This window comes from Pseudomonas syringae group sp. J309-1 (genome assembly GCF_032582135.1).
GTDB lineage: Bacteria > Pseudomonadota > Gammaproteobacteria > Pseudomonadales > Pseudomonadaceae > Aquipseudomonas > Aquipseudomonas quasicaspiana.
This window is the reverse complement of the sequence record NZ_JAWHNU010000059.1, coordinates 1-25,239: the sequence shown is the minus strand read 5'-3', so window position 1 is coordinate 25,239 and position 25,239 is coordinate 1. Positions and strand designations below refer to the sequence as shown.

The window sequence follows — 25,239 nt, the reverse complement described above, 5'->3', positions numbered from 1 at the left end:
TCCGGTGGGCCTCCAAAGACGATGACTACTTGAACTTCACATGCTCGGCACGCACCGGGGTATTCATGGCAATGTCCACTCCAGCGACAGAGCCAATGACCTGATCCAGATACTTCGGTGCCATCCCAAAGCCAGGCCTTACGCTACGCACAGCATCCGCACTGATCATCTCACCGGCCTTGAGATCCTTCACGAAATACAGCGAACGACGAAACTTGACGTTGCCTTGCTCGCTGGCTTTACGACCATAGTCCACACGACCTAACGCAGCCCAGGCCGTCTTGCTGTCTCGACACAACGCCATCAGCTCATGAGGTTCCAGGGAGAAACTATCGTCTGGACCACCGCCACTGCGGTCGAGGGTGAAGTGCTTCTCAATGATCGATGCGCCCAGGGCAACACTGGTAATGGCAGTGGTGTTATCGAGTGTATGGTCCGAGAGACCGGTCACCAACCCGAAGCGCTTCATCATGTCGGGGAGGGTACGCAGGTTGTAGTCTTCCGCAGGCGCAGGATAACCACTGACACAGTGCAGAATGGCGAGTTCTTTGCAGCCTCCGGCACGCGCTGCTTCAATGGCTTCGGCAATCTCTTGCTCATCGGCCATCCCGGTGGAGATGATCATGGGTTTGCCGGTGCTGGCGACGTATTTGATCAGCGGCAGATCTACAGCTTCAAATGAAGCAATCTTGTAGGCAGGCGCGCCGAGATCTTCAAGCAAGTCGACAGCCGTTGAATCGAATGGCGAGCTGAATAGCGTAATGCCTACTTTACGAGCATGTTCAAACAGCGGCGCGTGCCACTCCCACGGCATCTGAGCGCGAAGATACAGCCCATGAAGCGTTTCGCCGTCCCATAACCCGCCGTGAATTTTAAACTCATCAGCATCGCTATTAAGGGTAATGGTATCTGCCGTATAGGTCTGTAACTTGACGGCATCCGCACCCGCCAGTTTGGCAGCTTCAATGATCTTGAGTGCTGTTTCCAGCTTGCCGTTATGATTGGCGGACAGCTCGGCAATGATATAGGGAGAAGACTCCACACCAATGGTACGGCCTGCTATGGATATCGATGGACTCATGACTTCTCCCCAAACACCTTGACCAACTTCTCCAGAATAACCGGACGCTTTTCCTGCCACTCCGCTGACAACAAACCGAACTCCACGATGCCCACTTGCTCACCCTCGTACAGATGCTGCTTAGGCGGGACGTCTTCAATCCTGAATCCAAATTTCTGATGCAGCTTGAGCACGGCAGTATTGAATTCCAGGACTTCGCATCGGAGCTTGGTCAGGGCGAGCTCGCCAAACGCCATATCCAATGCCAGGAATTCCATTTTGCTGCCCGTTCCTTTCGGCGCTTCTGGATCGGCATAAAACGCCCATGTGCCAACGGCATCAACCCTTCCAAGATCGCTAAATCCCACGACGCCCAATGGAACGCCCGAGCACTCATACATGAAATAACGTCGATCCGATTGCCCCTGAAGCGAGTTCCACCACTTCAGGTGTTCAGCGGTAGAAATCAGGTGTCGTGAATACATGTTACGCCGAACGCTTTCAGCGTTACGCCACGTCAGTACGCGTTCGAGTTCATCCTGACGAATCGCTCTCAACATCCCCAGGCTGTTCACTGCGCTATCTCCACACCCGTCAGTCGCTCCAGAATACTGCTGACCTTGCTCGCACCTGCACCGTCAGTAATCCCCGAAGCTACAGTGGTCATGTTATTCAGAAAGCCAGGATCACTGAGCGCACGTTCGATGCACTGCGATAATTGATCGCCAAGTTGCTCTTCAGACGACAGCAGGTGAGCTGCGCCCGCAGACGACAGCAACGAGGCGGCATATCGTTGGTTATCGGCCAATATCAGCACCAGCGTAGGCAGGCCAAGACAGCATCGTTCCCAGGACGTAGATCCAGCAGCGCCTATGGCCAGATCGGCAGCGCACATCTGACTGGCCATATCCGAAACGTTCTCAAGGACACCGGTGCTCCAGGGCATGCGCGCTGCCCGTTTGCGAACGGCATCCAGCCACGGAGCAGTCGTCCCCATCACGACAACGATTTCAGAATCCTTGGGGAGCGGGCTTTCGCACAAGCCATCCAGAACCCGCTCCGTGACATTGTTGCTGTCGACCCCACCGAGACTGATCAGGATACGTTTCAGTTCGCTGTTTTTACGCCGATCGAGTGACATTTCTCGCAGTCTTGAAAAGTCCGGGCGAAGCAGGGCGTATTGACTGCCAGTCAGTATTTCGCACTCCCCAGGCACCAATGCCTCGTAGTCCGACTGGGGGCGTCCGTATGTCTGGTCCAGCAAAACATCGCAACGATGGGTGCGATTCGCCAAATCATCGATGACGGCCAACCTTGAGTAATGAGATTCAAGCAGCGACTGCCAGCGATAGTCGATGCCGTAGTGATCAACGATTAACCAGTCATATGGGTTATCCCCAAGAGCGCTCTTGCACGCCGATGCATCACTCTCCTGAGTGGCCCCCAACCATTGAAGATACTGGGCGCCGGGATGAGCCGATACTTCAGAGCAAGGCGCTCCCAGGTTAAAGGCAGGAAACCCTTGATCTCGAATAAGCGCAATCAGGTTTCCAGGATGCTCTCGGCATAGAAACTCACAAACGGAGCCTCTTTCCTTGAGGGCATTAGCCAATGTCAGGCAGCGCATTACATGGCCGCTACCCATTTCAAGGGAGGCATCGACCCTGAACATGACCCTCATCGGCTTCACTTTGCCCCATCCACAGCATTCATCGCCTTGAACATCCATTCCGCGCGCAACCAGTCTTCAAGGGTATCGATGTCCTGAACGCGGTGGCGGGCCAGCTTCACAGCTGCAGAATCCTGACTGAACATAATTTTGCCCTGCAGCCAGGCACTCGCCTTGCCCCAATAGAATTGGCCTGCGTCGTGAAAAGCTTCTTCCAGCTCCTGGGAGCGGGTATTGAAATGTTCCGGGCTGAACATGCTGACGCGATCGGCTTCATCAAGGCGTATGGCGCGCTGAATCGGGAAGGGGTAGCTGGTCACTGAAAATGCATAATCACTGCCGGTCTCTTCCAGCACATTCAGACCTGCCCGCAGATCCTCAGCCCTGACGAAGGGCGCCGTCGCGTAGACGCAGCACACATGAGTCGCGGCAATGCCGCTATCCAGATGCCACTGCACGGCGTGGGCCACCACCGGGATAGTGCCGGTGTAATCGTCCGACAACGTATCCGGGCGCATGAACGGCGTGGTCGCTCCATAGTTCCGGGCAACTTCCGCTATTTCGGCATCATCGGTGGACACGACAACGTGATCGAAGCAGCCACTCTGAAGTGCTGCCTCGATCGACCAGGCGATGATCGGTTTGCCGCAGAACATTTTGATGTTTTTACGGGCAATACGCTTGCTGCCACCGCGAGCCGGGATCACCGCCAGTTTCATGGGATGAGCGCCTTGTTCAGGGCTGCAACAACTTCATCCTGCTGATCGAAGGTCATGGTCTGGAACATCGGAATACTGATGGCTTCGCGATAGTATTTCTGGCTTTCTGGAAAGGCGTCGGGCGCGAAGCCCATTGCTGCGAAGTACGGCTGCGTGTGTACGGGGATGTAATGCAGGTTTACGCCGATACCCTGAGCACGCAGAGATTCGAATACTTGACGATGCGTAACGGCCAGTTTGTCGAGCTGCAAGCGAATGACGAACAAGTGCAGACCTGAATAGCCTTCCGGGTGCTGCCACGGGAGCGTAACGGGCAAGTGAGCCAGCAACTCCCGATAACGTGCTGCCAGCTCATGCCGCCGTGCAACGTAGTCATCAAGTCGGTCCATCTGGCTTACGCCCAGCGCCGCTTGCAGCTCGGTCATTCGGTAATTGAAACCGAGATCGATCTGCTGGTAGTACCACGGGCCGTCGGCATCGTGGGTCATTTGCTCTGGATCGCGGGTAATACCGTGACTGCGCAGCAGCCCCATTTTCTGCGCCAGTTGCGCATCATTGGTGGTGACCATCCCGCCTTCTGCGGTGGTAATGATCTTCACCGGGTGAAAGCTGAAAACCGTGATAGCGCTGTATTGGCAGTTACCAATAGGCAGGCCTTGATACTTGCCGCCAATGGCATGGGATGCATCTTCGATGACCCGAAACCCGAATTGCTGCGACAGTGCATGGATACGCTCCATGTCACAAGGCTGGCCGCAGAGATGCACCGCAACCAATACCTTCGGCAGCTGGCCATTCTGTTGAGCCTCCAGCAATTTATGCTCAAGTGCTGCGACATCAAGGTTGTAGGTACGCGGGTCTATATCAACGAAATCCACCCGCGCGCCGCAATACAATCCGCAGTTGGCAGAAGCCACGAATGTCACCGGTGTGGTCCACAAAAGATCGCCCGGCCCAAGCCCCAACGCAAGGCAGGCAATGTGCAGTGCGGACGTCGCACTGTTGACTGCAAGTGCGTGCTTCGCGTTGCAGTAGTTGGCAATCATGCCCTCAAACTTCGGGACCATTGGCCCTTGGGTCAGAAAGTCGGACTGCAAAACGCCAACCACGGCGTCGATATCGGCCTGGGTAATGTCCTGACGGCCATAGGGGATCATATTCTTCAGGCCTCGGCGGACTTGTTGAACTCGACAACCTGAGCCACATCGAGAAACTGCGGATTTGTCCCGGAGTTGTATTCGAACCCTTGCTGCACAGGCACACCGGTTTCACCCAACTGGTTCACGGTGAAGTCGTTGGTGCGACTGTAGAATGTGATGGTCGGGCGCAGCACGTAGTGATCTTCAAACTCAAGGGTCAGGTGCGAGTCATCGGAAGGGCACATAATCTCGTGCAGCTTCTCGCCAGGACGGATCCCGATAACCTTTTGTGGCATGCCCGGCGCCATGGCTTCAGCGAGGTCAGTAATGCGCACCGACGGAATCTTGGGGACGAAAATCTCACCGCCATACATGCGTTCAAAGTTCTTCAACACAAAGTCCACGCCCTGTTGCAACGTGATCCAGAAGCGCGTCATGCGTGCGTCGGTAATCGGCAAGGAGTCAGCACCGGAAGCGATGAGCTTTTCAAAGAACGGTACAACCGAACCGCGCGACCCGACCACGTTGCCGTAGCGAACTACCGAGAACTGGCAGCGATGACCCCCGGACATATTGTTGGCGGCGACAAAAAGCTTGTCGGACGCGAGCTTGGTTGCACCGTAAAGATTGATCGGGTTGGCAGCCTTGTCGGTAGATAGCGCAATCACCCGCTCTACGTTATTTTCCAGCGCTGCATGGATAACGTTTTCAGCACCATGAATGTTGGTCTTGATGCATTCCATCGGGTTGTATTCTGCGGCAGGCACCTGCTTGAGTGCCGCGGCGTGAATAACGAAATCAACACCCCGCATCGCTTGCACCATGCGTTCTTTATCTCGTACGTCACCAATGAAATAGCGCATGCACGGGGCATTGAAGGTCTGCTGCATTTCGTACTGTTTGAGCTCATCACGGGAAAAAATGATCAACTTCTTGGGCGTGTAGCGGCTCAAAATAGTCTGAACGTATTTCTTGCCGAACGACCCCGTGCCACCGGTGATGAGAATGGTCTTATCGTTGAACATCTATCTATCCTGAAAAGAAGTCCTGGAGGTGTACGGCCATACGCTTGAAGGCATCTGTACGTGCGGTCAAATCGTCATAGGTGCCTTGATCGAGCACTTTAGTCATGAGGTAGAGCATATCGCACTGTCTACGGTCGTAAGTCTTTGAGCAACCATTGGGCCTGAATAAATCACCCATCGCGCCCCGTCATGTGCTTTGCGGGCGTGCCTCGCTCCAACAGGTGCGCTTCAAACCGATGCGTCTCGCGTTGTTGCATCAGAAGCAGTTTGTCGCCTCTTGTTACCCGATAACAGGGGTTCGGGTAATGAATTCTCTTAACCGCTTGCAAGTGTAATAACTGGTCACCCTTGCCTCAATTGACACCTCAAGACCCTGAACTAGGTTTGAGTGGCGACTCAAGGAATGTCGCACTCAATCATGATGTTACGGAGTGTTCCACATGCGTAAAGCTTTTCTTTCCTCGTTGTTATTCGCGTTTTTAACCAGTGCTTCGGTTGCTGTAACCGCTGCACCGGCAATGCCTGCGGAAAAGAATAATCCCATGGCCCCAGCTGCCATGCAGGAGCAGATGGCACCCAGGGTCAACATCAATACGGCCGAAGCGGAAACCCTGCAGAAGCAACTGTCGGGCATCGGCAAAGGCAAGGCTGAAGCCATCGTTGCCTATCGCGAAGCCAACGGTGAGTTCACCTCGGTGGACGAGTTGATTGAAGTCAAAGGCATTGGCAAAGCCCTTCTGGACAAGAACCGGGACAGACTCGCGGTCGAGTAACCTTCGTTAACTCCTTCTGATCAGGCCGGTCCATGACCGGCCTTCCTGTCAGCCCCGCTTTTATTTCCACCATCTGCTAAACCTGACAAGCGCCAGTCCTCCTGATCCTTTTGGCCTTCTTGACACATCAAATGCTGATCGACATACAATGATTTGAATTACGCATGTAATATAAAGATGGTATTCGAATTGGAGATTCCAGAATGAGCACCACTCACGCAAGAGGCGTCAAATCTTGAACACCGAGGCACAGATCACTATGAAGGGTCCACGAATCGTCGTGACGGGAATGGGGCTGGTAACGCCTCTGGGCACTGGCGTCGAAGCCGTATGGCAGCGTTTGCTGGAAGGGCGCTCCGGCATTGTTCGGCTCAGTGAAGAGGTCGTTGCCGATCTGCCCGGCAAGGTGGGTGGTCGCGTACCGCTGATGGCTGACGATCCTCAAGCCGGTTTCGATGCCGACAGCGCGGTGCCCGCCAAAGAGCAAAAGAAGATGGATCGCTTTATCGTGTTTGCCCTCGCTGCTGCCAAAGAGGCGATTACGCAGGCGGGCTGGGTCGCCGATAGCGAAGAAGCCCAAGAGCGTACAGCGACTATTATTGGCTCGGGTATTGGTGGTTTCGGGGCGATTGCCGATGCGGTGCGCACCACCGACAGCCGTGGGCCGCGGCGTCTGTCGCCGTTTACGATCCCCTCGTTTCTGGTCAATCTGGCGGCGGGTCATGTTTCCATTCAGCATGGTTTCAAAGGACCGCTGGGCGCTCCGGTGACAGCGTGTGCTGCGGGTGTACAAGCCATTGGCGATGCAGCGCGCATGATCCGTTGTGGTGAAGCGGACATTGCTATTTGCGGTGGGGCGGAGGCGGCGATTGATCGGGTCAGCCTGGGAGGTTTCGCTGCAGCCCGGGCCTTGTCCAGTGGCTTCAATGACACGCCAGAGCGGGCTTCGCGTCCCTTTGACCGGGATCGCGACGGTTTTGTGATGGGCGAGGGCGCCGGGATTCTGGTGATTGAATCGCTGGAACACGCCTTGGCCCGGGGCGCTAAACCGATTGTAGAGCTGGTGGGCTATGGCACCAGTGCGGATGCTTATCACCTGACGGCTGGACCGGAGGATGGCAGTGGTGCTCAGCGGGCCATGAGGGCGGCGATTCGTCAGGCGGGGATCAACCCGGAGAACATTCAGCATCTGAATGCTCATGCCACTTCCACGCCGGTCGGTGACAAAGGAGAGATGGCCGCCATCAAGGCACTGTTTGGCGATCAACACTCGATTGCAGTGACGTCGACTAAATCGGCGACCGGGCATTTGTTGGGCGCTGCGGGTGGGATCGAGGCGATTTTCACGGCGTTGGCGATTCGCGATCAGATCGCTCCGGCTACCCTGAATTTCGACAATCCTGATGAAGCCGCAGCCGGTCTCGATATTGTCCACGGCGCAGCGCGGACCATGGCCATCGAATACGCCTTGTCGAACGGTTTTGGCTTCGGTGGCGTCAATGCCAGCGTGTTGTTCAAGCGCTGGCAGGACTGATCAGGACTCGGTGTTCTGCTGTTTCAGAAAGTCACGTGTGGTGTCCAGGATTCGCGCTGAAAGAGCCGGATCCTGAGTGCTGCGCGACAGAATCAAAGCGCCGACCAGAGCGGACAGCATTACCACGCTTTGTGCGTCGGCATCCGGCCCGCCGAGTGCTTCTTGCAGCAACGCCAGACGCGACTCGATCAGCTCATCGGCGATCGGGCTGGCCTGGCCGCGCTGACCGAGCTCCGACGCCATGGTCGGCATTGGGCAGCCTTTCTCGGGCGCATTGCGATGTCCCTCGGATAAATACATATCGATAAAGACGCTCAGGCCATTCTCTTGTTCGAAGGCTTGTCTGGTGCGCTCGTTGGCTTCGTCCGCCGCACAGCGCATCGCGTTTTCGACCAGGTCATCCTTGGATTTGAAATGCGCGTAAAAGCCGCCATGGGTCAGCCCCAATGCTTTCATCAGTGGCTGCAGCCCGGTGGCACCAATTCCGTCGCGACGAAAGCGTGCCGAGGCTTCGTGAAGAATGCGTTCGTGAGTCTGGGCTTTGTGATCGTGCGCGTACCGCATGCAATCCTCCTGATACTTTTGGCCTTGATATGTTGGTCGACATTTTTACATGGATGAGGCGTGCGCGGAGCGTAAATTTCCTCAGCGGTCGCGCACTCTGGAGCGACCGGAGTGGTGTTCCACCGAGCACCCGAACGGCGTGAACACCACGCCCACGGTAGGAGCGAACTTGTTCGCGAAGACGATTCAACTGACACACCGCGTAATCCTTCTCGCCAAAAAGTTGCCTGCTACGACTCCACATTTCAAGCTGAGGTGCTTGCTGAGAGCCTCGCATTAAATTTTCCCACCCCGAGTACGTTTTCTCATTGAATCAGCCCTTTATTCGTGAGCCCAAAGCATGCCTCAGTCATTACCCGCGACGGCGATGCCGTTGATTCGCCCGGCCAAGCCTGTCGGCGAAGTCTATCGACGTTTTGATGCCCGTCTCGGCACCTCGATTTCTCTGCGCGCTCTGGATGTCGATTTGGACCTTGAGCGCTTCAATCGCTGGCAAAATAATCCTCGCGTTCTGCAATTCTGGCAGGAGGGCGGATCGCTGGAGCAGCATCGAGAGTACCTGGAAAAGCAGGCTGCCGACCCTCATACACTGACCTTGATCGGCTGCTTTGACGACGAACCCTTTGCTTATTTCGAGGCCTATTGGGCGCTGGAAGATCGCATCGCTCCGTTCTGTAGTCCTGGCGAATACGACCGTGGGATTCACATGCTCGTGGGCGAAGAAAGCCACCGGGGCCCACATAAAGTCGCCAGTTGGCTCTCGGCACTGGTGCATTACCTTTTTCTCGATGATGAGCGCACTCAGCGGCTGGTGTCAGAACCGCGCGCCGACAACGGGAAGATGATTGCCTATATGCAAGGGCAGGGGTTCGAGAAGGAGAAGGAATTCGATTTCCCACATAAGCGGGCAGCGCTGATGACGCTGGACCGGCAGCGGTTTTTTGAGCGGTGTGATTGGGCTTAACGCCGGTTTACGTCGTGCACCGTCCCTGTAGGAGCTGCCGAAGGCTGCGATTGGGGCGGTCAGTGAAAACGCTTTCGCAGCCTTCGGCAGCTCCTACAGGTTCAGCGTTCAGCGACGTACAGCGCGAGCCTCTTGCAGGGAAACCTTGCGGCAATGCACCAGCGCATCGCGAATCATGAAGTTCACCAGTGTCGGCGAAACACCCAGTTCCTTGGCGATGTCCTTCTGCGGGACGCCGTGCAGCCGGTACATCTCGAATGCATAGCGAGTGCGGCTAGGCAGTTCGGTCAGGGCGTCGGCAATGGTTTCCAGGGTGGTGAAGTTCATGTGCGAGGTTTCAGGAGACGCGCCGTGGATAACCACATTGAGTCCCTCTTCCTCGGGGCCCGAGTACTTCTGCTCAAGCGCCTGTTTGCGGTAATGATCGATCGCCAGATTGCGCACGATCTGAAACAGGTAACTGAGCTGGGCCTTGATCGACGACGTGATCTGCGGCGCGGACTGCAGTCGGAAGAAAGCGTCCTGTACGACGTCTTCCGCCCGTGATCGGCAGCCGGTAATGCGGGCGGCAATCTTGACCAGAATCAGGCGGTTTTCGACAAACGCCTGGAGAAGCGGTGAATCGCACGTACTTGTGGATAGTTGTTCCGGCATGGAAATCACCTTGCAGCAATTGGGCAGATGCAGCTTTCGTAGGGAAGCCCCCTACACACCGGGCAACAAATTAGGCTTGATGATAATGATTGTCAAATGAGAAATATGTATATCGGTATTCCTTTCTCATAATCGTTTGCCTCACCGCTTGCTCTGCGGACCATCAACGGCGAGGCTTGGCCGCGATAAACGATGACGCGGTCTGTCTTTTAGCTGCGTCTTATGTATCGCGGGCAAGCCTCCCACAGGGGACGGCATTTCAACTCAAGATTAAATGCGCCTCGAAGAGCATTGGACCTATGCGGGAGATTCTATGTTTGCCTGCAAGCTGAGATGCAAAGTAAATCGAGTGGGACCTGTGGAAGCAGAGCTTGCCCGCGATAAGGTCCGCGCGGTCTAAAGTGAAACGCGTCCAGCCTTATGCGCAGACCTCACCCCAACATCACATGCCGACTCAACAACGCCCGCAACGCCGCAGGCTTGACCGGCTTGGGCAGGTAATCCAGCCCGGCAGCATGCACTTGAGCGATCAGTTCGGGGCGGCCGTCGGCGCTGATCACGACGCCCGGTACCGGTTTGCCCAGGCGCGTTCGCAACCAGGCCATCAGCTCGGTGCCGGTCTCGCCATTGTCCAGGTGGTAATCCACCAGTGCCAGTTGCGGGCGTACGCCTTCATCCAGCAGCGCCTGACATTCCTCACGGCTGCGGGCAGTCCATACCTGACAGCCCCAGCGAGTCAGCAGGCTGTTCATGCCGATCAGAATGCTGTCTTCGTTATCAATGCACAGCACTTGCGTCCCGGTCAGCGCGGTACGGTTTGCGTCGGGTACGACGCTGGCTGGAGCTGTCTGGTGCTGAGCCAGTGGCACGCACACGCTGAACACGCTGCCTTTGCCCGGCCATGAGCGAACTTGCAACGTGTGGCCCAGTACGCGACACAGACCATCAGCAATCGCCAGGCCCAGCCCCAGGCCTTTTTCAGCGCGGGTCTGGTGACTGTCCAGACGTTTGAACTCTTCGAAAATCACCCGCTGCTTGTCCTCCGGAATACCCGGCCCACGATCCCAGACCTCCAGACTCAGGTAGGTGCCACGACGGCGCACGCCGAGCAGTATCGGGCCTTTGCCGTAACGGAACGCATTGGTCAGGAAGTTCTGCAGGATGCGTCGCAGCAACTTGGCATCACTGTCGACCCGCAGCGCGGTGCCGCTTAAACGGAATTCCAGGCCTTGTTCCTGGGCCAGCGCCTTGAACTCGGCGCCCAGTGTGTCAAACAGCGTGTTCAGTGCAAAAGGCTGACGGTCCGGGGTGATCTTGCCATTTTCCAGGCGGGAAATGTCCAGCAAATCGCTGATCAGGTCTTCGGCCGAACGCAGCGAACTGTCCAGATGCTGCACCAGTTGCTGGGTTTCAGCGGACATGCCGTCGTCCTGATGGGACAGCGCCGCGGAAAACAGGCGGGCGGCATTCAGTGGTTGCATCAAGTCATGGCTGACGGCTGCCAGGAAGCGGGTTTTCGACTGGTTCGCCGCTTCGGCTGTGCCCTTGGCTTCGGTCAGGGCAAGGTTCAGCTGTGATAGCTCGTGGGTACGCTCGGCGACCCGTTGCTCAAGGCTTTCATTCGCGCCCTTGAGCGCATGTTCGGCATCGCGGAAGGCTGTGATGTCAGTGAAACTCATCACGAAACCACCGCCAGGCATCGGGTTGCCGATCAGTTCGATCACCCGGCCATTGGGGAACATCCGCTCGGAGGTGTGGGCACGGCCCTGACGCATCCAGTGCAGACGCCGGGCCACGTGAACTTCCGCCTCGCCGGGACCCAGCAGCCCGCGTTCGGCGTTGTAGCGAATGATGTCGGCAATCGGGCGGCCAATGCTGATCAGCCCCTCGGGATAATTGAACAGCTCCAGATAGCGGTGATTCCACGCCACCAGCTTGAGCGATTGATCGACCACGCTGATGCCCTGGGTGATGTTCTCGATGGCTCCTTGGAGCAGGGCGCGGTTGAACTGCAGGACCTCGGAGGCTTCATCGGCGATGCGCACCACGTCTTCGAGCTGCATGTCGCGACCTTCGATGGCGGCTTTCACTACGGCGCGGGTCGATGAGGCGCCCAGCACACCGGCCAACAGGCGCTCGGTGTGAGCGATCCAGTCGCCGTTGGCATTCTGGTTCGGGTTGAAGCCTTTGCCTTGACGATAGGCAAAGCGGATGAAGCTTTGTCGGGCGCGTTCTTCACCCACGAAACGTGCGGAAAGGTTCAGCAAATCCTCGACCTGCACGGCCAGCAGCGGCCGGTTGCCGGTGCTGACGCTGGCGTCCTGACCGATGAAACGTCCGGCCTGCCAGTGCTCGGAAACCCGGGTCTTGGAGATCACCGACACCCAGCCGAACAGGATGAAGTTGCCCGCCAGTGACAGCACCACGCCTTGGGTCAGCGGCGTAATCGGCAACCCCAACGGGTTGCTGTGCAGCCAGGCCAGCAACGGAAATGTTTCCAGCGGCCATCCCAGACTTTCGGCAGAAATCGGCAGTACCAAGGTGTAAAACCACAGGAAAATCCCGGCCCCCAATCCGGCAAAAACACCCCGGCGGTTGGCCTGCTTCCACCACAGTGCACCAAACATCGCGGGCGATAACTGCGTAATGGCGGCGAAGGCGATCTGGCCAATGGTTGCCAGACTGGCGGTCGAACCCAGCAGTCGATAGCAGACGTAGGCCAGCAGCAGAATGACCACGATGCTGACCCGGCGCACCGACAGCATCCAGTGACGGAACGCCTCAAACGGGCGCTCAGCCGTTTTTCGGCTCAGCAGCCAAGGCAGCAGCATGTCGTTGGAGATCATCGTCGACAGCGCGACACTCGCCACGATCACCATGCCTGTTGCCGCTGAGGCACCGCCGATGAACGCCAGCAAGGCCAGTGACGGATGAGTCGTCGCCAGCGGCAGGCTAATCACGAACGAGTCCGGGAGCACCGAGTCTGGCAGGAGCATTTGTCCGGCCAGGGCGATGGGCACTACGAAAAGCGCCGCGAGGACCAGATAGGCCGGGAACACCCACTTGGCCAGGCGCAGGTCTTGCGGATCGATATTCTCCACGACGGTGACGTGAAACTGCCGTGGCAAGCAGACAATCGCCATCATCGCCACGCCGGTTTGCACCACCATGGACGGCCAGTTGATGGTTTCCTTCCAGTACTCCTCAAGCCGTGGCGCGATCAGGGCCTGATTGAACAGGTCGTCGAAGCCGTCATAAAGGCCATAGGTCACGAACGCGCCCACTGCCATGAAGGCAAACAGCTTGACCAGCGCTTCGAAGGCAATCGCCATGACCATGCCGCGATGGTGCTCGGTGACGTCCAGATTGCGCGTGCCAAAGACAATCGTGAACAGCGCGAGGACCAGCGAGACGATGAGTGCTGTGTCCTGGGCCCGGGTTCCTGTGGCGTCCGCGACTGCACCAATGAGGATGTTCACCCCCAACACGATGCCTTTGAGTTGCAGGGCGATATAGGGCAGCACGCCCACCAGACAGATCAGCGCAACCACCACGGCCAGGGATTGCGACTTGCCATAGCGTGCAGCGATGAAGTCGGCAATCGAGGTGATGTTTTCCTGTTTGCTGATCAGCACCATCTTTTGCAGCACCCACGGCGCCAGCAGCATCAGCACCACAGGCCCGAGGTAGATCGGCAGAAACGACCATAACTGCTCGGCGGCCTGACCAACTGCGCCGAAGAACGTCCAGCTGGTGCAATACACCGCCAGCGACAGGCTATACACCCACGCGCGCAGCCGGGGCGGCAGCGACGTGCTGCGCCGGTCACCGTAAAAGGCGATGGCAAACATGACGGCCATATAAGCCAGAGCGACGGCCGCAATCAGCCCGGTGGACAGCGACATAGACATTCAGAGCCTCAAGAACAAGCTGGCTAGTCTCGCATGAAGGTTCGGGGGAGCAGGAGCTACTTTAGTCGTGAAAGGGAAGAGTGGCTGGATGTGGGCACTTGGGGCGCTTATGGCGGGCAAGCACTGTCCATACATGCCGTTGATTCCTGTGGGAGCAGCCCCGGTATCCCTGACACCTCGCTGTCGCTAAGCAAACGGATGACCCTGTAGGAGCCAACTTGTTGGCGAGACGTCGGACCCGCATCGTCAGAAATTCCGCTTTGCCAACAAGTTAGCTCCTACAAGGTCCGCGTTTCAAATCCATTATTGGAGTGATGTTTGATAGGAGCAGCCCCTGTGTTCATCACACTGCGCTGTCTCACGCCAAACGATGGACCTGTAGGAGCGCACGAGCACCGCGAGGCCGCGATAGCGGTGTATCAGACAAACTGCCATCGCTGCCTCGCTGTGCTCGTGAGCTCATACAGGATGTATTTCAATTAGGTAGTCTGGATACGAACCGAGCTTCTCGCGATAAACGATGATGCGGTCTGTCTGGGCAACCACAGCGCCTGAATCGCGGGCAAGCCACGCTCCCACAGGATCTGCGCCATTCTGAATTGACCTCCAAATCCACAACATTCCGAAACATCCTATCGACATTACGTCCTGTAACGTCTTCAATGTGCCCGTTGCCATTCAGGATCGCGGACGATGAGCCATCAGTCACAGTTCAATTTGCTTGGAAAGCGTCGTTTCCTGCCGTTTTTCATCACACAGTCCCTCGGGGCATTCAACGACAATATCCTCAAGCAATCGCTGATTCTGGCCATTCTCTACAAACTGAACATCGACGGTGATCGCTCTATCTGGGTCAACCTGTGTGCGTTGCTGTTCATCCTGCCGTTCTTCCTGTTCTCTGCCCTGGCCGGACAGTTTGGTGAGAAGTACGCCAAGGACAAGTTGATCCGTGTGATCAAGCTGGCCGAGATTGGCATCATGTTGGTGGGATCGGTGGGGTTTCTGTTCGGGCACTTGTGGCTGATGCTGGTGGCGTTGTTTGCCATGGGCACCCACTCGGCGCTGTTCGGGCCCGTGAAGTATTCGATCCTGCCGCAACACCTGCGTGAAGAAGAACTGGTCGGCGGCAACGGGCTGGTGGAAATGGGTACTTTTCTGGCGATTCTGGCCGGGACCATTTGCGCCGGTATCATCATGTCCACCGCTCATTACGAGATGTTTGTCGCCAGCGTGATGGTGTTGACGGCGAGCCTGGGCTACATCGCCAGCCATAGCATTCCCCGGGCCGCAGCGGTTACGCCGCAGATGAAAATTGAATGGAATATTTTCACTCAGACCTGGGCCACCTTGCGTCTGGGACTGGGTCAGACGCCAGCGGTCTCGCGCTCGATTGTCGGTAACTCGTGGTTCTGGTTCGTCGGTGCGATTTACCTGACGCAAATCCCGTCCTACGCCAAAGAGTGGCTGTACGGCGACGAAACCGTGGTGACGCTGATCCTGACCGTCTTCTCCATCGGTATCGCGACCGGCTCGATGCTTTGCGAGCGCCTGTCCGGACGTAAGGTAGAAATCGGTCTGGTGCCGTTTGGCTCCATGGGCCTGACGGTGTTCGGCCTGTTGCTGTGGTGGCATTCCGGACAAATGCCGCAGAACGTGATGGCTAATGACTGGCTGGGCGTCCTTGGTTTCAGTCAGGCGTGGTGGGTGCTGCTGGACATTCTCGGCATCGGGATTTTTGGTGGCTTCTACATCGTGCCGCTGTATGCGCTGATTCAGTCCCGTACCCTGGAGCGCGAGCGCTCTCGGGTCATTGCTGCCAACAACATTCTCAATGCGCTGTTCATGGTGGTGTCGGCGATTGTGTCGATCTTGCTGCTCAGCGTGGCCAAGCTGTCGATTCCTGAGCTGTTCCTGGCCATCTCGTTGATGAACATCGCGGTCAACGTGTACATCTTCAAGGTTGTTCCCGAGTTCACCATGCGCTTCATGATCTGGCTGCTCAGCCATTCCATGTACCGCGTCAAGCACGAGAATCTCGACCATATTCCAGACGAAGGTGCGGCATTGCTGGTTTGTAATCACGTGTCGTTCGTTGATGCCCTGTTGATCGGCGGCGCAGTGCGGCGGCCGATTCGTTTCGTCATGTACTACAAGATCTACAACTTGCCTGTGCTTAACTTTATTTTCCGCACCGCCGGGACTATCCCTATCGCCGGGCGTGGTGAGGACTTGCAGATATACGATCAGGCATTCAAAAAAATCGCCCAATACCTGAATGAAGGCGAACTGGTATGCATCTTTCCAGAAGGCAAGTTGACTCGCGACGGTGAGATTGATGAGTTCAAAAGTGGCATGAAGCTCATTCTTGAACAGACGCAAGTGCCGGTCATCCCGATGGCGCTGCAGGGCTTGTGGGGCAGCTTTTTCAGCCGTGCGCCGGGCAAAAGATTGTTCCGCCGCCTGTGGTCGAGGGTGACCGTCGTCGCCGGGCCAGCGCTGACCGGGGAGGCATCGACCCAGGCAGCGGCACGCAAACAGGTGGCGTTGTTGCGCGGGGAGTTGCGTTAAGCCGCTTCTGGCTCAAAATAGCGCAATTATTTGAATGGAAACGTATTCCTGTAGGAGCTGCCGAAGGCTGCGATAGCGGTGTGTCAGGCCTGATGCATTCGCAGCCTTCGGCAGCTCCTACAGAATATGCATCACATAACAGCAGGGCCGGCTTTCCTGTCCCTCTGCCTCGTCGCCCCGTTCTCGGCCCAATCGTTAAATTTTGTTTCTCTGTCCTCGTTTCCTACTGCAACAGGCCACCTTGCTGGCCATTGATTGACGAGCGGGCAACATCTCCCGAGGACACTGGAATGACACAGGCTCTTGTATCTGCCGTGGTTCACGATTTGATCGGTATCGGATTTGGTCCATCCAATCTGGCACTGGCAATTGCCCTGAAGGAACGGGGCGAGCGGGAGGGTGCGCTGGATGCTTTGTTTCTCGACAAACAGGCCGACTACCGCTGGCACGGCAACACTCTGGTGACCCAAAGCGAACTGCAGATTTCCTTCCTCAAGGATCTGGTCACGCTGCGTAATCCCACGAGCCCGTTTTCGTTCGTCAACTACCTCAAGCAGCACGGTCGCCTGGTGGACTTCATCAACCTGGGCACTTTTTACCCGTGCCGGATGGAGTACAACGACTACCTGCGCTGGGTGGCAGCACAGTTCAACGAACAGAGCCGCTATGGCGAAGAAGTCACCGCCATCGAGCCGGTGCTGCACAAACAGCAGGTCGAGGCGTTGCGCGTTATCTCCCGTGATACGCAAGGCCAGAACCACGTGCGCACCACTCGTTCGGTGGTGGTCAGCCCTGGTGGCACGCCGCGTATTCCTGAGGCTTTCTCCGGGATGAAGGGCGACGCACGAGTGTTTCACCATTCCAAATACCTGCAATCCATGGCTCAGCAAGCTTGCGCCAATGGCAAGCCGATGCGCATCGCGATTGTTGGCGGCGGGCAGAGTGCGGCCGAGGCCTTCATTGACCTGAACGACAGTTACCCGTCGGTGCAGGTGGACGTGATTCTGCGCGGTTCGGCCCTCAAGCCTGCTGACGACAGTCCTTTCGTCAACGAAGTGTTCTCACCCGAGTTCACCGATCTCATGTTCAGCCAGAACGGCATGCAGCGCGCAGAGATGATCCGCGAATACCACAGCACCAATTACTCAGTGGTGGACATCGATCTGATCGAGCGCATCTACGGTGTGTTCTATCGCCAGAAAGTCTCGGGCATTGCACGTCATACATTCCGCAACCTGACCTCGGTCCAGAACGCGAAAGCAACCGCCAACGGTATTGAAGTGGTGCTGGGTAATCTCGCCAATGGTGAAAGCAGCGTGCAGAACTACGACGCAGTGGTCCTGGCCACCGGCTACGAGCGTCAGTTGCACCGTCATCTGCTGGAGCCGCTAAGTGAGTATCTGGGGGACTTTGAAGTGAGTCGTGATTATCGGATCAAGAGCGACAGCCGCTGCAAAGCCTCGATCTACATGCAGGGTTTCTGCGAGTCCAGTCACGGGTTGAGCGACACCTTGTTATCGGTGCTGCCAATCCGCGCCGATGAAATCGCCGAATCGCTGTACGCCAATGTGGCGCGGGCGGGGCGTGATCAGTCAGTGCTGGAGCGGTTGTTGGCGGTGGGGTAAGCACACCTCATTGAATCGAAATGAAATCTCTTGTGGGAGCCGGGCTTGCCCGCGATAAGGACACTGCGAATCTCTGTTAGATCGCGTCGACCTTATCGCGGGCAAGCCCGGCTCCCACAGGTATTGCATTCCAATCAGACGCTGATCAATCCCACTTCGGCGCAAGGCTCGCGGGGCTGGTCAGGCGGTGGCCGCGATCCAGCGCTGCGATCTGTGCCATGTCCTCATCGCTCAGTTTCAAATCCTGAGCCTTGAGGTTGCTCTCAAGATTGCTGCGTTTGGTCGACGACGGGATCACCGCGTAACCCAGTTGCATCGCCCAGGCCAGCGTCACTTGTGCAGTGGAAGCATTGTGGCGTTTGGCGATCTGTTCGATCACCGGATCCTTCAGCACTTCACCGTAGGCCAGGGTCATGTAAGACGTGATCTGAATGCCGTGCTGTTTGGCGAAATCAGCCACCTTGCGGTTTTGCAGGTACGGGTGCAGCTCAATCTGGTTGGTGGCGATGTTCTCTGCACCGACCACTTCAATGGCTTCCTTCATCAACGCAATCGTGAAGTTGGAGATGCCGATCTGTTTGGTCAGGCCTTGCTTTTTGGCCTCCAGCAAAGCCGTCATGAACTCTTTGACCGAGACTTTGCCTTCTGGCGAAGGCCAGTGAATCAGTGTCAGATCCACGTGGTCAGTCTGCAGTTTTGCCAGGCTTTCCTTGAGGCTCGGGATCAGCTTGTCGGCGGCGAAGTTGTCGGTCCAGATTTTGGTGGTGATGAACAACTCTTCACGAGGCACGCCGCTGTTGAAGATGGCTTTGCCGACTTCGGCTTCGTTGCCATAGATCTGAGCGGTGTCGATGACTCGATAGCCCACTTCAAGGCCATTGGTTACAGAGTCGATGACAACCTGATCCTTGAGGCGAAAAGTACCGAGGCCGAATGCTGGAATAGACATGCGTGGTGCTCCTTCAAATTGATTCAACAAACAAGACGTGAGCCCAGTATCCCGGCTCGGACTGCGGAGAAAAACAGTGCAACGGGAAAGGGATATTTGCCTGTGCGTCACGAATGGGCTTGTCAGGTTGGTCAGTAGAAGGCGTGGAGGGTTCAAGATTTTGGTCGTAGGATACGATGTCGCGAAGTAAACACGGCCCCTGTAGGAGTGAGCTTGCTCGCGATTCGGTCTGCCAGTTGATGAATTTATCGTCTGTGCTGACGCTATCGCGAGCAGTGTGGAGCGCCACCCCGGCCACTCCTACAGAAAACGTATTGCAAATCAGGTGGTTATTGTTGTTCGGTAAAAGGTCGTTCCCACTCAAGTATCCATATTGAGAATCATGCAGGTCGTACTGCCAATGGCGTAAAGCCGGTCATCCACGTCATACAGCCGACCCTCGGCCAATGCAGTTGAACGACCGATATGGATCACTTTGCCTTCCGCGCGCACCGGTCCGACTGAGTGGTTCAGTGCCCTTACGTAACTGATACGCAAGTCCAGCGTGGTGTAGCCCTGACCTTTTTTCAGACGGGTATGAATCGCGCAACCCATGCATGAGTCCAGTAGCGTTGCCGCGTACCCGCCATGCACGCTACCCAAAGGATTGTAATGACGCTCATCGGGCGTCCCCTGAAAAACGAACTCTCCCGGCGACCAGCGCAGCGGAGTGAAATCCATGAGCTCGCCAATGGGCGGACAGGGCAGGTCGCCACGACCAATGCCTTCGAAGAACTCCCTGGGCTCCAACAGGGCCACATCGGCTAGACGCATTGTGCCCGCTGCGCCCAGGCTTTCTCGTATGGCTCGCTCTTCTTCCAGCCAGAGGCTGAGTTTTTCATCGCGGGTCTGAATCGACATGACGTGCACTCCACAAGGCTTTTGCGGTTTTAATTATGGTCATAATCCTTTGGTTTTATGATGGGTGCAATACTAAGTGGCGACAGCTCTGGAAAATGTCCGACTCAAGTGACGGCTTGGCCTACCTGGCTTCTCACTCGAGCAGGATGGACAGGGCGCTTGAAAAGCGGGCAGTCAGCCCGGCTTTTTGTCGCAATCGACCGGGTCGCGTTTCACGAAATGCTTATGCATGTCAGAGGTGAGCGTCTCAATACGCTCGGTGAGCGATTTGGTCAGTTCTGTGAGGCGGGTGTTCTGCTCCAGCAGCGAGAGCATTTGTGCTGCCAGATCTTCGCGGTGCTGGGCGTCAGCGTCGGCATTGGCTTTGTCACGCGCTGACTGGCGGGTCTGAGCCAGCAGAATCAGAGGCGCTGCGTAGGCTGACTGAAGGCTGAACGCCAGATTGAGGAGGATAAACGGGTACAGATCGAATTGGGTCAGGCCAGTGGCGTTACACACCACCCAGAGTAGAACGATAACGGTTTGTGCGCCGAGGAACGCAGGCGTACCAAAGAAGCGGGCGAAGGCCTCGGCCTTGAGCGCAAACCCGTCATTGCCAAAGGTACTGGCAAGGTGCGCGTGGTGTTTGTGGAAACGCAGATGATCGACAGGTTTCTTGCCGGTCGATTCTGTTGCTATGTGCCGTTCAGAGGGGGCGTGTTCAGATCCAGCGGGATTCATGACGGATTCCAGTTTACCGGGGCGTGCGGCCACTATAGGCGCTTGCGCCGGGTTAGGGTGTCATGGGCTGAACCGGGGCTGAATAGACGAACAGTGGGAGCGAATTTATTCGCGAAGGCGGCCTTGCATGTGCCAGGCATGTATCGACTGTATCAGCCAATCGCGAATAAATTCGCTCCCACAGGGTTCTCATCAAATTCAGAGACCGCGGGCACTCAATCCGGATGCAACGGCTTGGACAGCGACATAATGGCTGCGTAGTCATAGACGTACTGACGTCCGGCATGGCTGGTCTGACGTAACTGGTCGATCAGCAGTCGCTCTTTCTTGTTCAGGTATCTCAGCCCAGGGTGGTCACTTGACTTGAGGCGATCACGTTCATGGGCGTCAGGGAAAGCAATGACGTTAGTCATGAAATATCTCCTACTTAGTGAGTCCTTGCTTCCGGTTATGTAGTCCCGGTCACTTTATGTGGCGACGAAGCCACCATACCCAGAAAAAGTTGGAGCGATCAACCCTGTAAATGAATAGCCGGTCACACTATCTGCGTGACTTCGAAGGTTTGGCTGCTGCTATTTACGCGAATCTCCAGTTCATCGCCCGTCTGTTTACCCAGCAAGCTCTGGCCTAATGGCGCACGGGCGGTAATGACTGTGACAGTGTGTGCGTCGTATTGAATCTTCAGACCAGCGGCGTCAGGCCCCAGAAACAGATGCTGTTCAACGCCAAGGTGATTTTCCAGCGTGATCAGGTCGCCGGACTGAATGCCTTTGTCCTCACTGAATGGCGCGAGTGTCAGCTTTTGGTAGAGCACCAGCGACTGGCGAATTTCTTCCACACGCCGCGCCTGACCCGCAGCCAGATACGAGGCTTCGAGCCCCAGCGTGTCGTATTTGTTTTCGGCGATGTTTTCTTCGTGGGTCGCGGTTTCATACGCGGTCTGAGCAGCGCGCCGGGCGATATCCAGGTCCACCTCCAGTTTGTCGATGATCGATTGCAACACGTCTTGCTTGTTCATGGTTTATCCGCAGAACTGGATGACATTGGCGCGGCTTTTCTCGCTGGGCGCGGTGCGATCCTGCTGCATCCAGAAGTTACATTTGGGGCCGTTGAAGTTTTTCTGCTGTTGTTCCTGAGCCTGTTCCCACGCCTGGCGAGCCTCGCTTTCGCGCAGGCTTTGCTCATACTTTTCGAACATGGTTTTTTCCGTGGCGGGCGCAGGTTTTTCGACCGGCGGTGCGCTTAGTTGCGCAGCAGCATTGTTGATGACCTGGGTTTCGGCCGCAGGCAAGGCTTTGTAAAAAAGCATGCCGGTCAGAGCCACTGCGACAAAACCAAGCCAGATGCCGATGGCGATACAGGCGATCAGTTTCAGTGGGTGAAGGGACACATTCAGCTCGCGACGATGGGTAGTGGGCATGACGGGATCTCGGCGTTGACTGCAGATGCTGCGATTGTGCCATGAGCGGAGGCTGGTGCATGCCGGTTGTCTGAAGGACAATCGGCGTTTTTTATCATCCAGCCTCAGGGAGCCGGACATGAAAGCCTCTTGGGACATTTTTTGCAGCGTCGTCGACAACTACGGCGACATCGGCGTGACTTGGCGTCTGGCCAGGCAACTGGTAGCCGAGCATGGTTTGAAGGTACGCCTGTGGGTCGATGATCTGACTGCCTTCGTACGCCTTAGCCCTGGCGCTGATGCCTCTGCCGCGCAGCAGTGGCGCGAAGGCGTCAGCGTCCATCAATGGCCGAAACAATGGGAGGCCACTGACATCCCCGACGTAATCGTTGAGGCATTCGCCTGCCGTCTGCCACCCGACTACGTTGACGCTATCGCACAATGTTCACCCCGGCCGGTATGGATCAACCTCGAATACCTCAGCGCCGAAGATTGGGTGAGTGGCTGCCATGGCCTGCCATCGGTGCAATCCAACGGGCTGCGCAAATTCTTTTTCTTTCCGGGCTTTGTTCCGACTACCGGTGGTCTGCTGCGAGAGCATGATTTGCTTGCCACACGTCAGGCGTTTCAACAGAACCAGGCAGAGCGTAGCCATTTCCTGCAAGGGCTTGGGGTCACTCCTGACGATGGCGCACGATTGATTTCGGTATTTGCGTATGAAAATCCGGGTATCGGAGCCTGGCTTGACGCATTGGCGACCGATAGCGAGGCAAACCATTTACTGGTACCGGAAGGCCGTATTCTGGGGGATCTGCAACGCTGGCTTGGCGTCGACTCGCTTCGAACCGCGGCACGGGAAACCCGCGGAGCGCTGACGGTTCAGGTACTGCCGTTCGTCAGACAGGAGGATTACGACCGGCTCCTATGGTCCTGTGATTTCAACGTGGTACGCGGCGAAGACTCTTTCGTAAGGGCGCAGTGGGCGGGGCGGCCGCTGCTCTGGCACATCTATGAACAGGACGATGACGCCCATTGGGTCAAGCTCGATGCCTTTCTGGAACACTACCTTGCAGGGCTCTCGCCCGAGGCTGCAAAGGCGTTGAGCGGCTTCTGGCGCACCTGGAATGCGGGAGAGAAGGGCGCTGAAAGCTGGCAGGCGCTGCTTGAGCACTGGTCAGAGATCGCGAACCACGCTGAAAGCTGGTGTGTGCAGCAAGCTTCCCTCGCTGATCTTGCGACGGCGCTGGTACTGTTTTGTGGAGTTTCGTATGATACGCGGCCTTGAGATTAGGCTCTGTACGAAAAAGACCTTCGCGTGACACGCGCGAAGCGGTTTCTCGTACAGAGCCTCGGCAAATTCCATCCAAATTCGGATATACGCAATGAAAACTGGTAAAGAACTCAAACCCGGTACCGTGATTCGTCTTGAAAATGACCCTTGGCTGGTTCAGAAAGCTGAATTCACCAAGTCCGGTCGTAACAGCGCCATCATGAAAACCAAGCTGAAAAACCTGCTGACCGGTTACAAGACCGAGATCGTTTACAGCGCTGATGACAAACTGGACGACGTAATCCTCGACCGCAAAGAAGCGACCCTGTCCTTCATCAGCGGCGACACCTACACGTTCATGGACACCACTGACTACACCATGTACGAGCTGAACGCTGAAGACATCGAAGCCGTTCTGCCATTCGTGGAAGAAGGCATGACCGACGTTTGCGAAGCGATCTTCTTCGAAGAGCGTCTGGTTTCCGTAGAGCTGCCAACCACCATCGTGCGCGTAGTTGACTACACCGAAGGTTCGGCTCGTGGCGACACTTCCGGGAAGGTGATGAAGCCTGCCAAGCTGGCCAACGGTACCGAGCTGCAAGTAGCTGATTTCATCGAAATCGGTGACCGCATCGAGATCGATACACGTGAAGGCGGTTCCTACAAAGGCCGTGCTAAATAAGCACAGCGTTTACCGCGTTCAACAAAAAGCCCGCAGCGATGCGGGCTTTTTTGTGGGCGCTTGTCGAATGAACATGGCTGCCCTTGTGCAGTCTGTGTGGGAGCGAATTCATTCGCGAAAGCTATGTATCAGCAAACAGAAGCGTGTCGGCTGTACTGGCCTCTTCGCGAATGAATTCCCACAGGTTTCGGCCATTCCGCAGCACCTGGAACCGTTGCGGTTATACGGTTACGTGCAGGCGCACATCAACGTTGCCGCGGGTAGCGTTCGAGTACGGGCACACCTGGTGAGCCGCTTCAACCAGTTGCTCGGCGTCCGCTTGTTCCAGGCCTGGCAGATTGATATTCAGGTCGATATCCAGACCGAAACCGCCAGGAATCTGGCCGATGCCGACATGGGTAGTGATCGAGGCGTCAGCCGGAATAGTGCGCTTGCTCTGGCCCGCGACGAATTTCAGCGCACCAATGAAGCAGGCCGAGTAACCGGCAGCGAACAGTTGCTCAGGGTTGGTGGCTGCACCACCTGCGCCGCCCAGTTCTTTCGGCGTAGCGAGTTTCACGTCGAGGATGTTGTCGCTGGAAACAGCACGACCATCACGGCCGCCGGTTGCAGTTGCGATGCCGGTGTAAAGCGTATCCATGGTGTCACCTCTTAGGGTCGGAAGATCGTAGTGATCGGGTCTTTCAAAACTTGTCTGTTTGCGCTGGAAAGGAGTGCGCTAACGGAGTACGAAATAAATGTATCGCGCAAATAGTTTGCGCGCAAGATAATATTTCGGATTGTTGGAATGGAATCATCTATAGGCGATCGGCTTGTGCTCCCGGCACAGTGCGGTGGTGACGCAAGCACGCTTTTTTCTGTGGGAGCTGAGCTTGCTCGCGATAAGGTCGGGCGCGATCTAAAGTGAACCGCGTCCAGCCTCATCGCGAGCAAGCTCGGCTCCCACCATGGTATTTTTTGACGCGAGACTGCGCGGCGTGCAGTGGTCAACTTTTTCCGGACACCTCAATCGGTGATTGTCAGGCTGCTTGCCGCTTATATTGATTGGGCGGCACATAGCCCAGTTTCGAGTGCAATCGCCCCTCGTTGTAGAACCGCACGATGTAGTCCGTGA

General features: G+C 56.5%; 23 protein-coding genes and 1 pseudogene. 7 read left to right on the top strand and 17 right to left on the bottom strand.

Annotated elements, in window-relative coordinates; all coding sequences use genetic code 11:
* Positions 1-25: 25 nt before the first annotated feature.
* The 6 genes from pseI to pseB are packed head-to-tail and all read right to left on the bottom strand — an operon-like array spanning position 26 to position 5,612.
* On the bottom strand, positions 26-1,081 hold the full coding sequence (gene pseI, locus RX972_RS24240; RefSeq protein WP_316879275.1) for a pseudaminic acid synthase: 1,056 nt from the start codon (positions 1,079-1,081) through the stop codon (positions 26-28).
* Positions 1,078-1,635, bottom strand: a complete 558-nt coding sequence (pseH, locus tag RX972_RS24235; protein WP_316879273.1) for a UDP-4-amino-4,6-dideoxy-N-acetyl-beta-L-altrosamine N-acetyltransferase — start codon at positions 1,633-1,635, stop codon at positions 1,078-1,080. Before pseH ends, pseI begins: the two co-directional genes overlap by 4 nt.
* A complete protein-coding gene (gene pseG / locus RX972_RS24230; protein WP_316879271.1) occupies positions 1,632-2,732 on the bottom strand; it encodes a UDP-2,4-diacetamido-2,4,6-trideoxy-beta-L-altropyranose hydrolase in 1,101 nt (366 codons plus the stop codon). The genes pseH and pseG overlap by 4 nt, the downstream gene beginning before the upstream one ends.
* Before the next feature lie 14 nt (positions 2,733-2,746).
* A complete protein-coding gene (pseF, locus tag RX972_RS24225; RefSeq protein ID WP_316879269.1) occupies positions 2,747-3,448 on the bottom strand; it encodes a pseudaminic acid cytidylyltransferase in 702 nt (233 codons plus the stop codon).
* Positions 3,445-4,605: a UDP-4-amino-4,6-dideoxy-N-acetyl-beta-L-altrosamine transaminase gene (gene pseC, locus RX972_RS24220; protein WP_316879267.1), complete on the bottom strand. Its 1,161-nt coding sequence runs from the start codon at positions 4,603-4,605 to the stop codon at positions 3,445-3,447. The genes pseF and pseC overlap by 4 nt, the downstream gene beginning before the upstream one ends.
* Positions 4,606-4,610: 5 nt before the next feature.
* Positions 4,611-5,612: a UDP-N-acetylglucosamine 4,6-dehydratase (inverting) gene (pseB, locus tag RX972_RS24215; RefSeq protein WP_263268022.1), complete on the bottom strand. Its 1,002-nt coding sequence runs from the start codon at positions 5,610-5,612 to the stop codon at positions 4,611-4,613.
* Between the two features lie 440 nt (positions 5,613-6,052).
* Between pseB and RX972_RS24210 the strand changes: the two genes are divergently transcribed.
* The gene (locus tag RX972_RS24210) at positions 6,053-6,385 is read left to right on the top strand and encodes a helix-hairpin-helix domain-containing protein (RefSeq protein ID WP_316879266.1); all 333 of its coding nucleotides are present in this window, start codon (positions 6,053-6,055) and stop codon (positions 6,383-6,385) included.
* 259 nt (positions 6,386-6,644) lie between these two features.
* Positions 6,645-7,919: a beta-ketoacyl-ACP synthase II gene (gene fabF / locus RX972_RS24205; protein ID WP_316879263.1), complete on the top strand. Its 1,275-nt coding sequence runs from the start codon at positions 6,645-6,647 to the stop codon at positions 7,917-7,919.
* On the opposite strand, the gene RX972_RS24200 is transcribed toward fabF, so the two are convergent.
* Positions 7,920-8,483, bottom strand: coding sequence for a TetR/AcrR family transcriptional regulator (locus RX972_RS24200; protein WP_316879261.1), 564 nt, complete (start codon positions 8,481-8,483; stop codon positions 7,920-7,922).
* Between the two features lie 376 nt (positions 8,484-8,859).
* On the opposite strand from RX972_RS24200, the pseudogene RX972_RS24195 reads away from it, so the two are divergent.
* Positions 8,860-9,447, top strand: a pseudogene (locus RX972_RS24195) (GNAT family N-acetyltransferase); the annotation flags it as partial.
* Positions 9,448-9,555: 108 nt separating this feature from the next.
* Here the strand turns inward: RX972_RS24195 and RX972_RS24190 are convergent.
* Together RX972_RS24190 and RX972_RS24185 are read right to left on the bottom strand one after the other, a co-directional pair.
* Complete coding sequence (locus RX972_RS24190; protein ID WP_231675024.1) at positions 9,556-10,101, bottom strand: RNA polymerase factor sigma-70; 546 nt, start codon at positions 10,099-10,101, stop codon at positions 9,556-9,558.
* Positions 10,102-10,532: 431 nt separating this feature from the next.
* A complete protein-coding gene (locus RX972_RS24185) occupies positions 10,533-14,006 on the bottom strand; it encodes a PAS domain-containing hybrid sensor histidine kinase/response regulator (protein ID WP_316879297.1) in 3,474 nt (1,157 codons plus the stop codon).
* A gap of 699 nt (positions 14,007-14,705) precedes the next feature.
* Here RX972_RS24185 and RX972_RS24180 point away from each other — a divergent pair.
* A complete protein-coding gene (locus tag RX972_RS24180) occupies positions 14,706-16,580 on the top strand; it encodes an MFS transporter (RefSeq protein ID WP_316879258.1) in 1,875 nt (624 codons plus the stop codon).
* A gap of 290 nt (positions 16,581-16,870) precedes the next feature.
* Positions 16,871-18,205: a lysine N(6)-hydroxylase/L-ornithine N(5)-oxygenase family protein gene (locus RX972_RS24175; RefSeq protein WP_316879256.1), complete on the top strand. Its 1,335-nt coding sequence runs from the start codon at positions 16,871-16,873 to the stop codon at positions 18,203-18,205.
* A 145-nt stretch (positions 18,206-18,350) separates the two neighbouring features.
* On the opposite strand, the gene dkgB is transcribed toward RX972_RS24175, so the two are convergent.
* From dkgB to RX972_RS24145, 6 genes are all read right to left on the bottom strand, one after another.
* On the bottom strand, positions 18,351-19,154 hold the full coding sequence (dkgB, locus tag RX972_RS24170) for a 2,5-didehydrogluconate reductase DkgB (RefSeq protein WP_316879254.1): 804 nt from the start codon (positions 19,152-19,154) through the stop codon (positions 18,351-18,353).
* A 360-nt stretch (positions 19,155-19,514) separates the two neighbouring features.
* Positions 19,515-20,054 carry a PaaI family thioesterase gene (locus tag RX972_RS24165; protein ID WP_099267458.1) on the bottom strand — a complete coding sequence of 180 codons (540 nt, stop codon included), beginning with the start codon at positions 20,052-20,054 and terminating at the stop codon, positions 19,515-19,517.
* A 174-nt stretch (positions 20,055-20,228) separates the two neighbouring features.
* Positions 20,229-20,774 (bottom strand): DUF1003 domain-containing protein, encoded by a 546-nt coding sequence (locus RX972_RS24160; protein ID WP_255886831.1) that lies wholly within the window; start codon positions 20,772-20,774, stop codon positions 20,229-20,231.
* A 215-nt stretch (positions 20,775-20,989) separates the two neighbouring features.
* Positions 20,990-21,187, bottom strand: coding sequence for a hypothetical protein (locus tag RX972_RS24155; RefSeq protein ID WP_027900553.1), 198 nt, complete (start codon positions 21,185-21,187; stop codon positions 20,990-20,992).
* 122 nt (positions 21,188-21,309) lie between these two features.
* Entirely contained in the window at positions 21,310-21,792 is a 483-nt protein-coding gene (locus RX972_RS24150) for a GreA/GreB family elongation factor (RefSeq protein WP_316879248.1), read from the bottom strand.
* Between the two features lie 3 nt (positions 21,793-21,795).
* Entirely contained in the window at positions 21,796-22,194 is a 399-nt protein-coding gene (locus RX972_RS24145) for a hypothetical protein (protein ID WP_255881986.1), read from the bottom strand.
* Between the two features lie 118 nt (positions 22,195-22,312).
* Between RX972_RS24145 and earP the strand changes: the two genes are divergently transcribed.
* Entirely contained in the window at positions 22,313-23,458 is a 1,146-nt protein-coding gene (gene earP / locus RX972_RS24140) for an elongation factor P maturation arginine rhamnosyltransferase EarP (RefSeq protein ID WP_316879246.1), read from the top strand.
* 97 nt (positions 23,459-23,555) lie between these two features.
* Positions 23,556-24,125 (top strand): elongation factor P, encoded by a 570-nt coding sequence (locus RX972_RS24135; RefSeq protein WP_027900557.1) that lies wholly within the window; start codon positions 23,556-23,558, stop codon positions 24,123-24,125.
* Between the two features lie 220 nt (positions 24,126-24,345).
* Here RX972_RS24135 and RX972_RS24130 read toward each other — a convergent pair whose 3' ends face one another.
* Both RX972_RS24130 and RX972_RS29645 read right to left on the bottom strand, forming a co-directional pair.
* Positions 24,346-24,765: an organic hydroperoxide resistance protein gene (locus RX972_RS24130; protein ID WP_027900558.1), complete on the bottom strand. Its 420-nt coding sequence runs from the start codon at positions 24,763-24,765 to the stop codon at positions 24,346-24,348.
* A 379-nt stretch (positions 24,766-25,144) separates the two neighbouring features.
* Positions 25,145-25,239: IS3 family transposase (locus tag RX972_RS29645; protein WP_410478260.1), on the bottom strand; the 95-nt coding region annotated here is incomplete at its 5' end.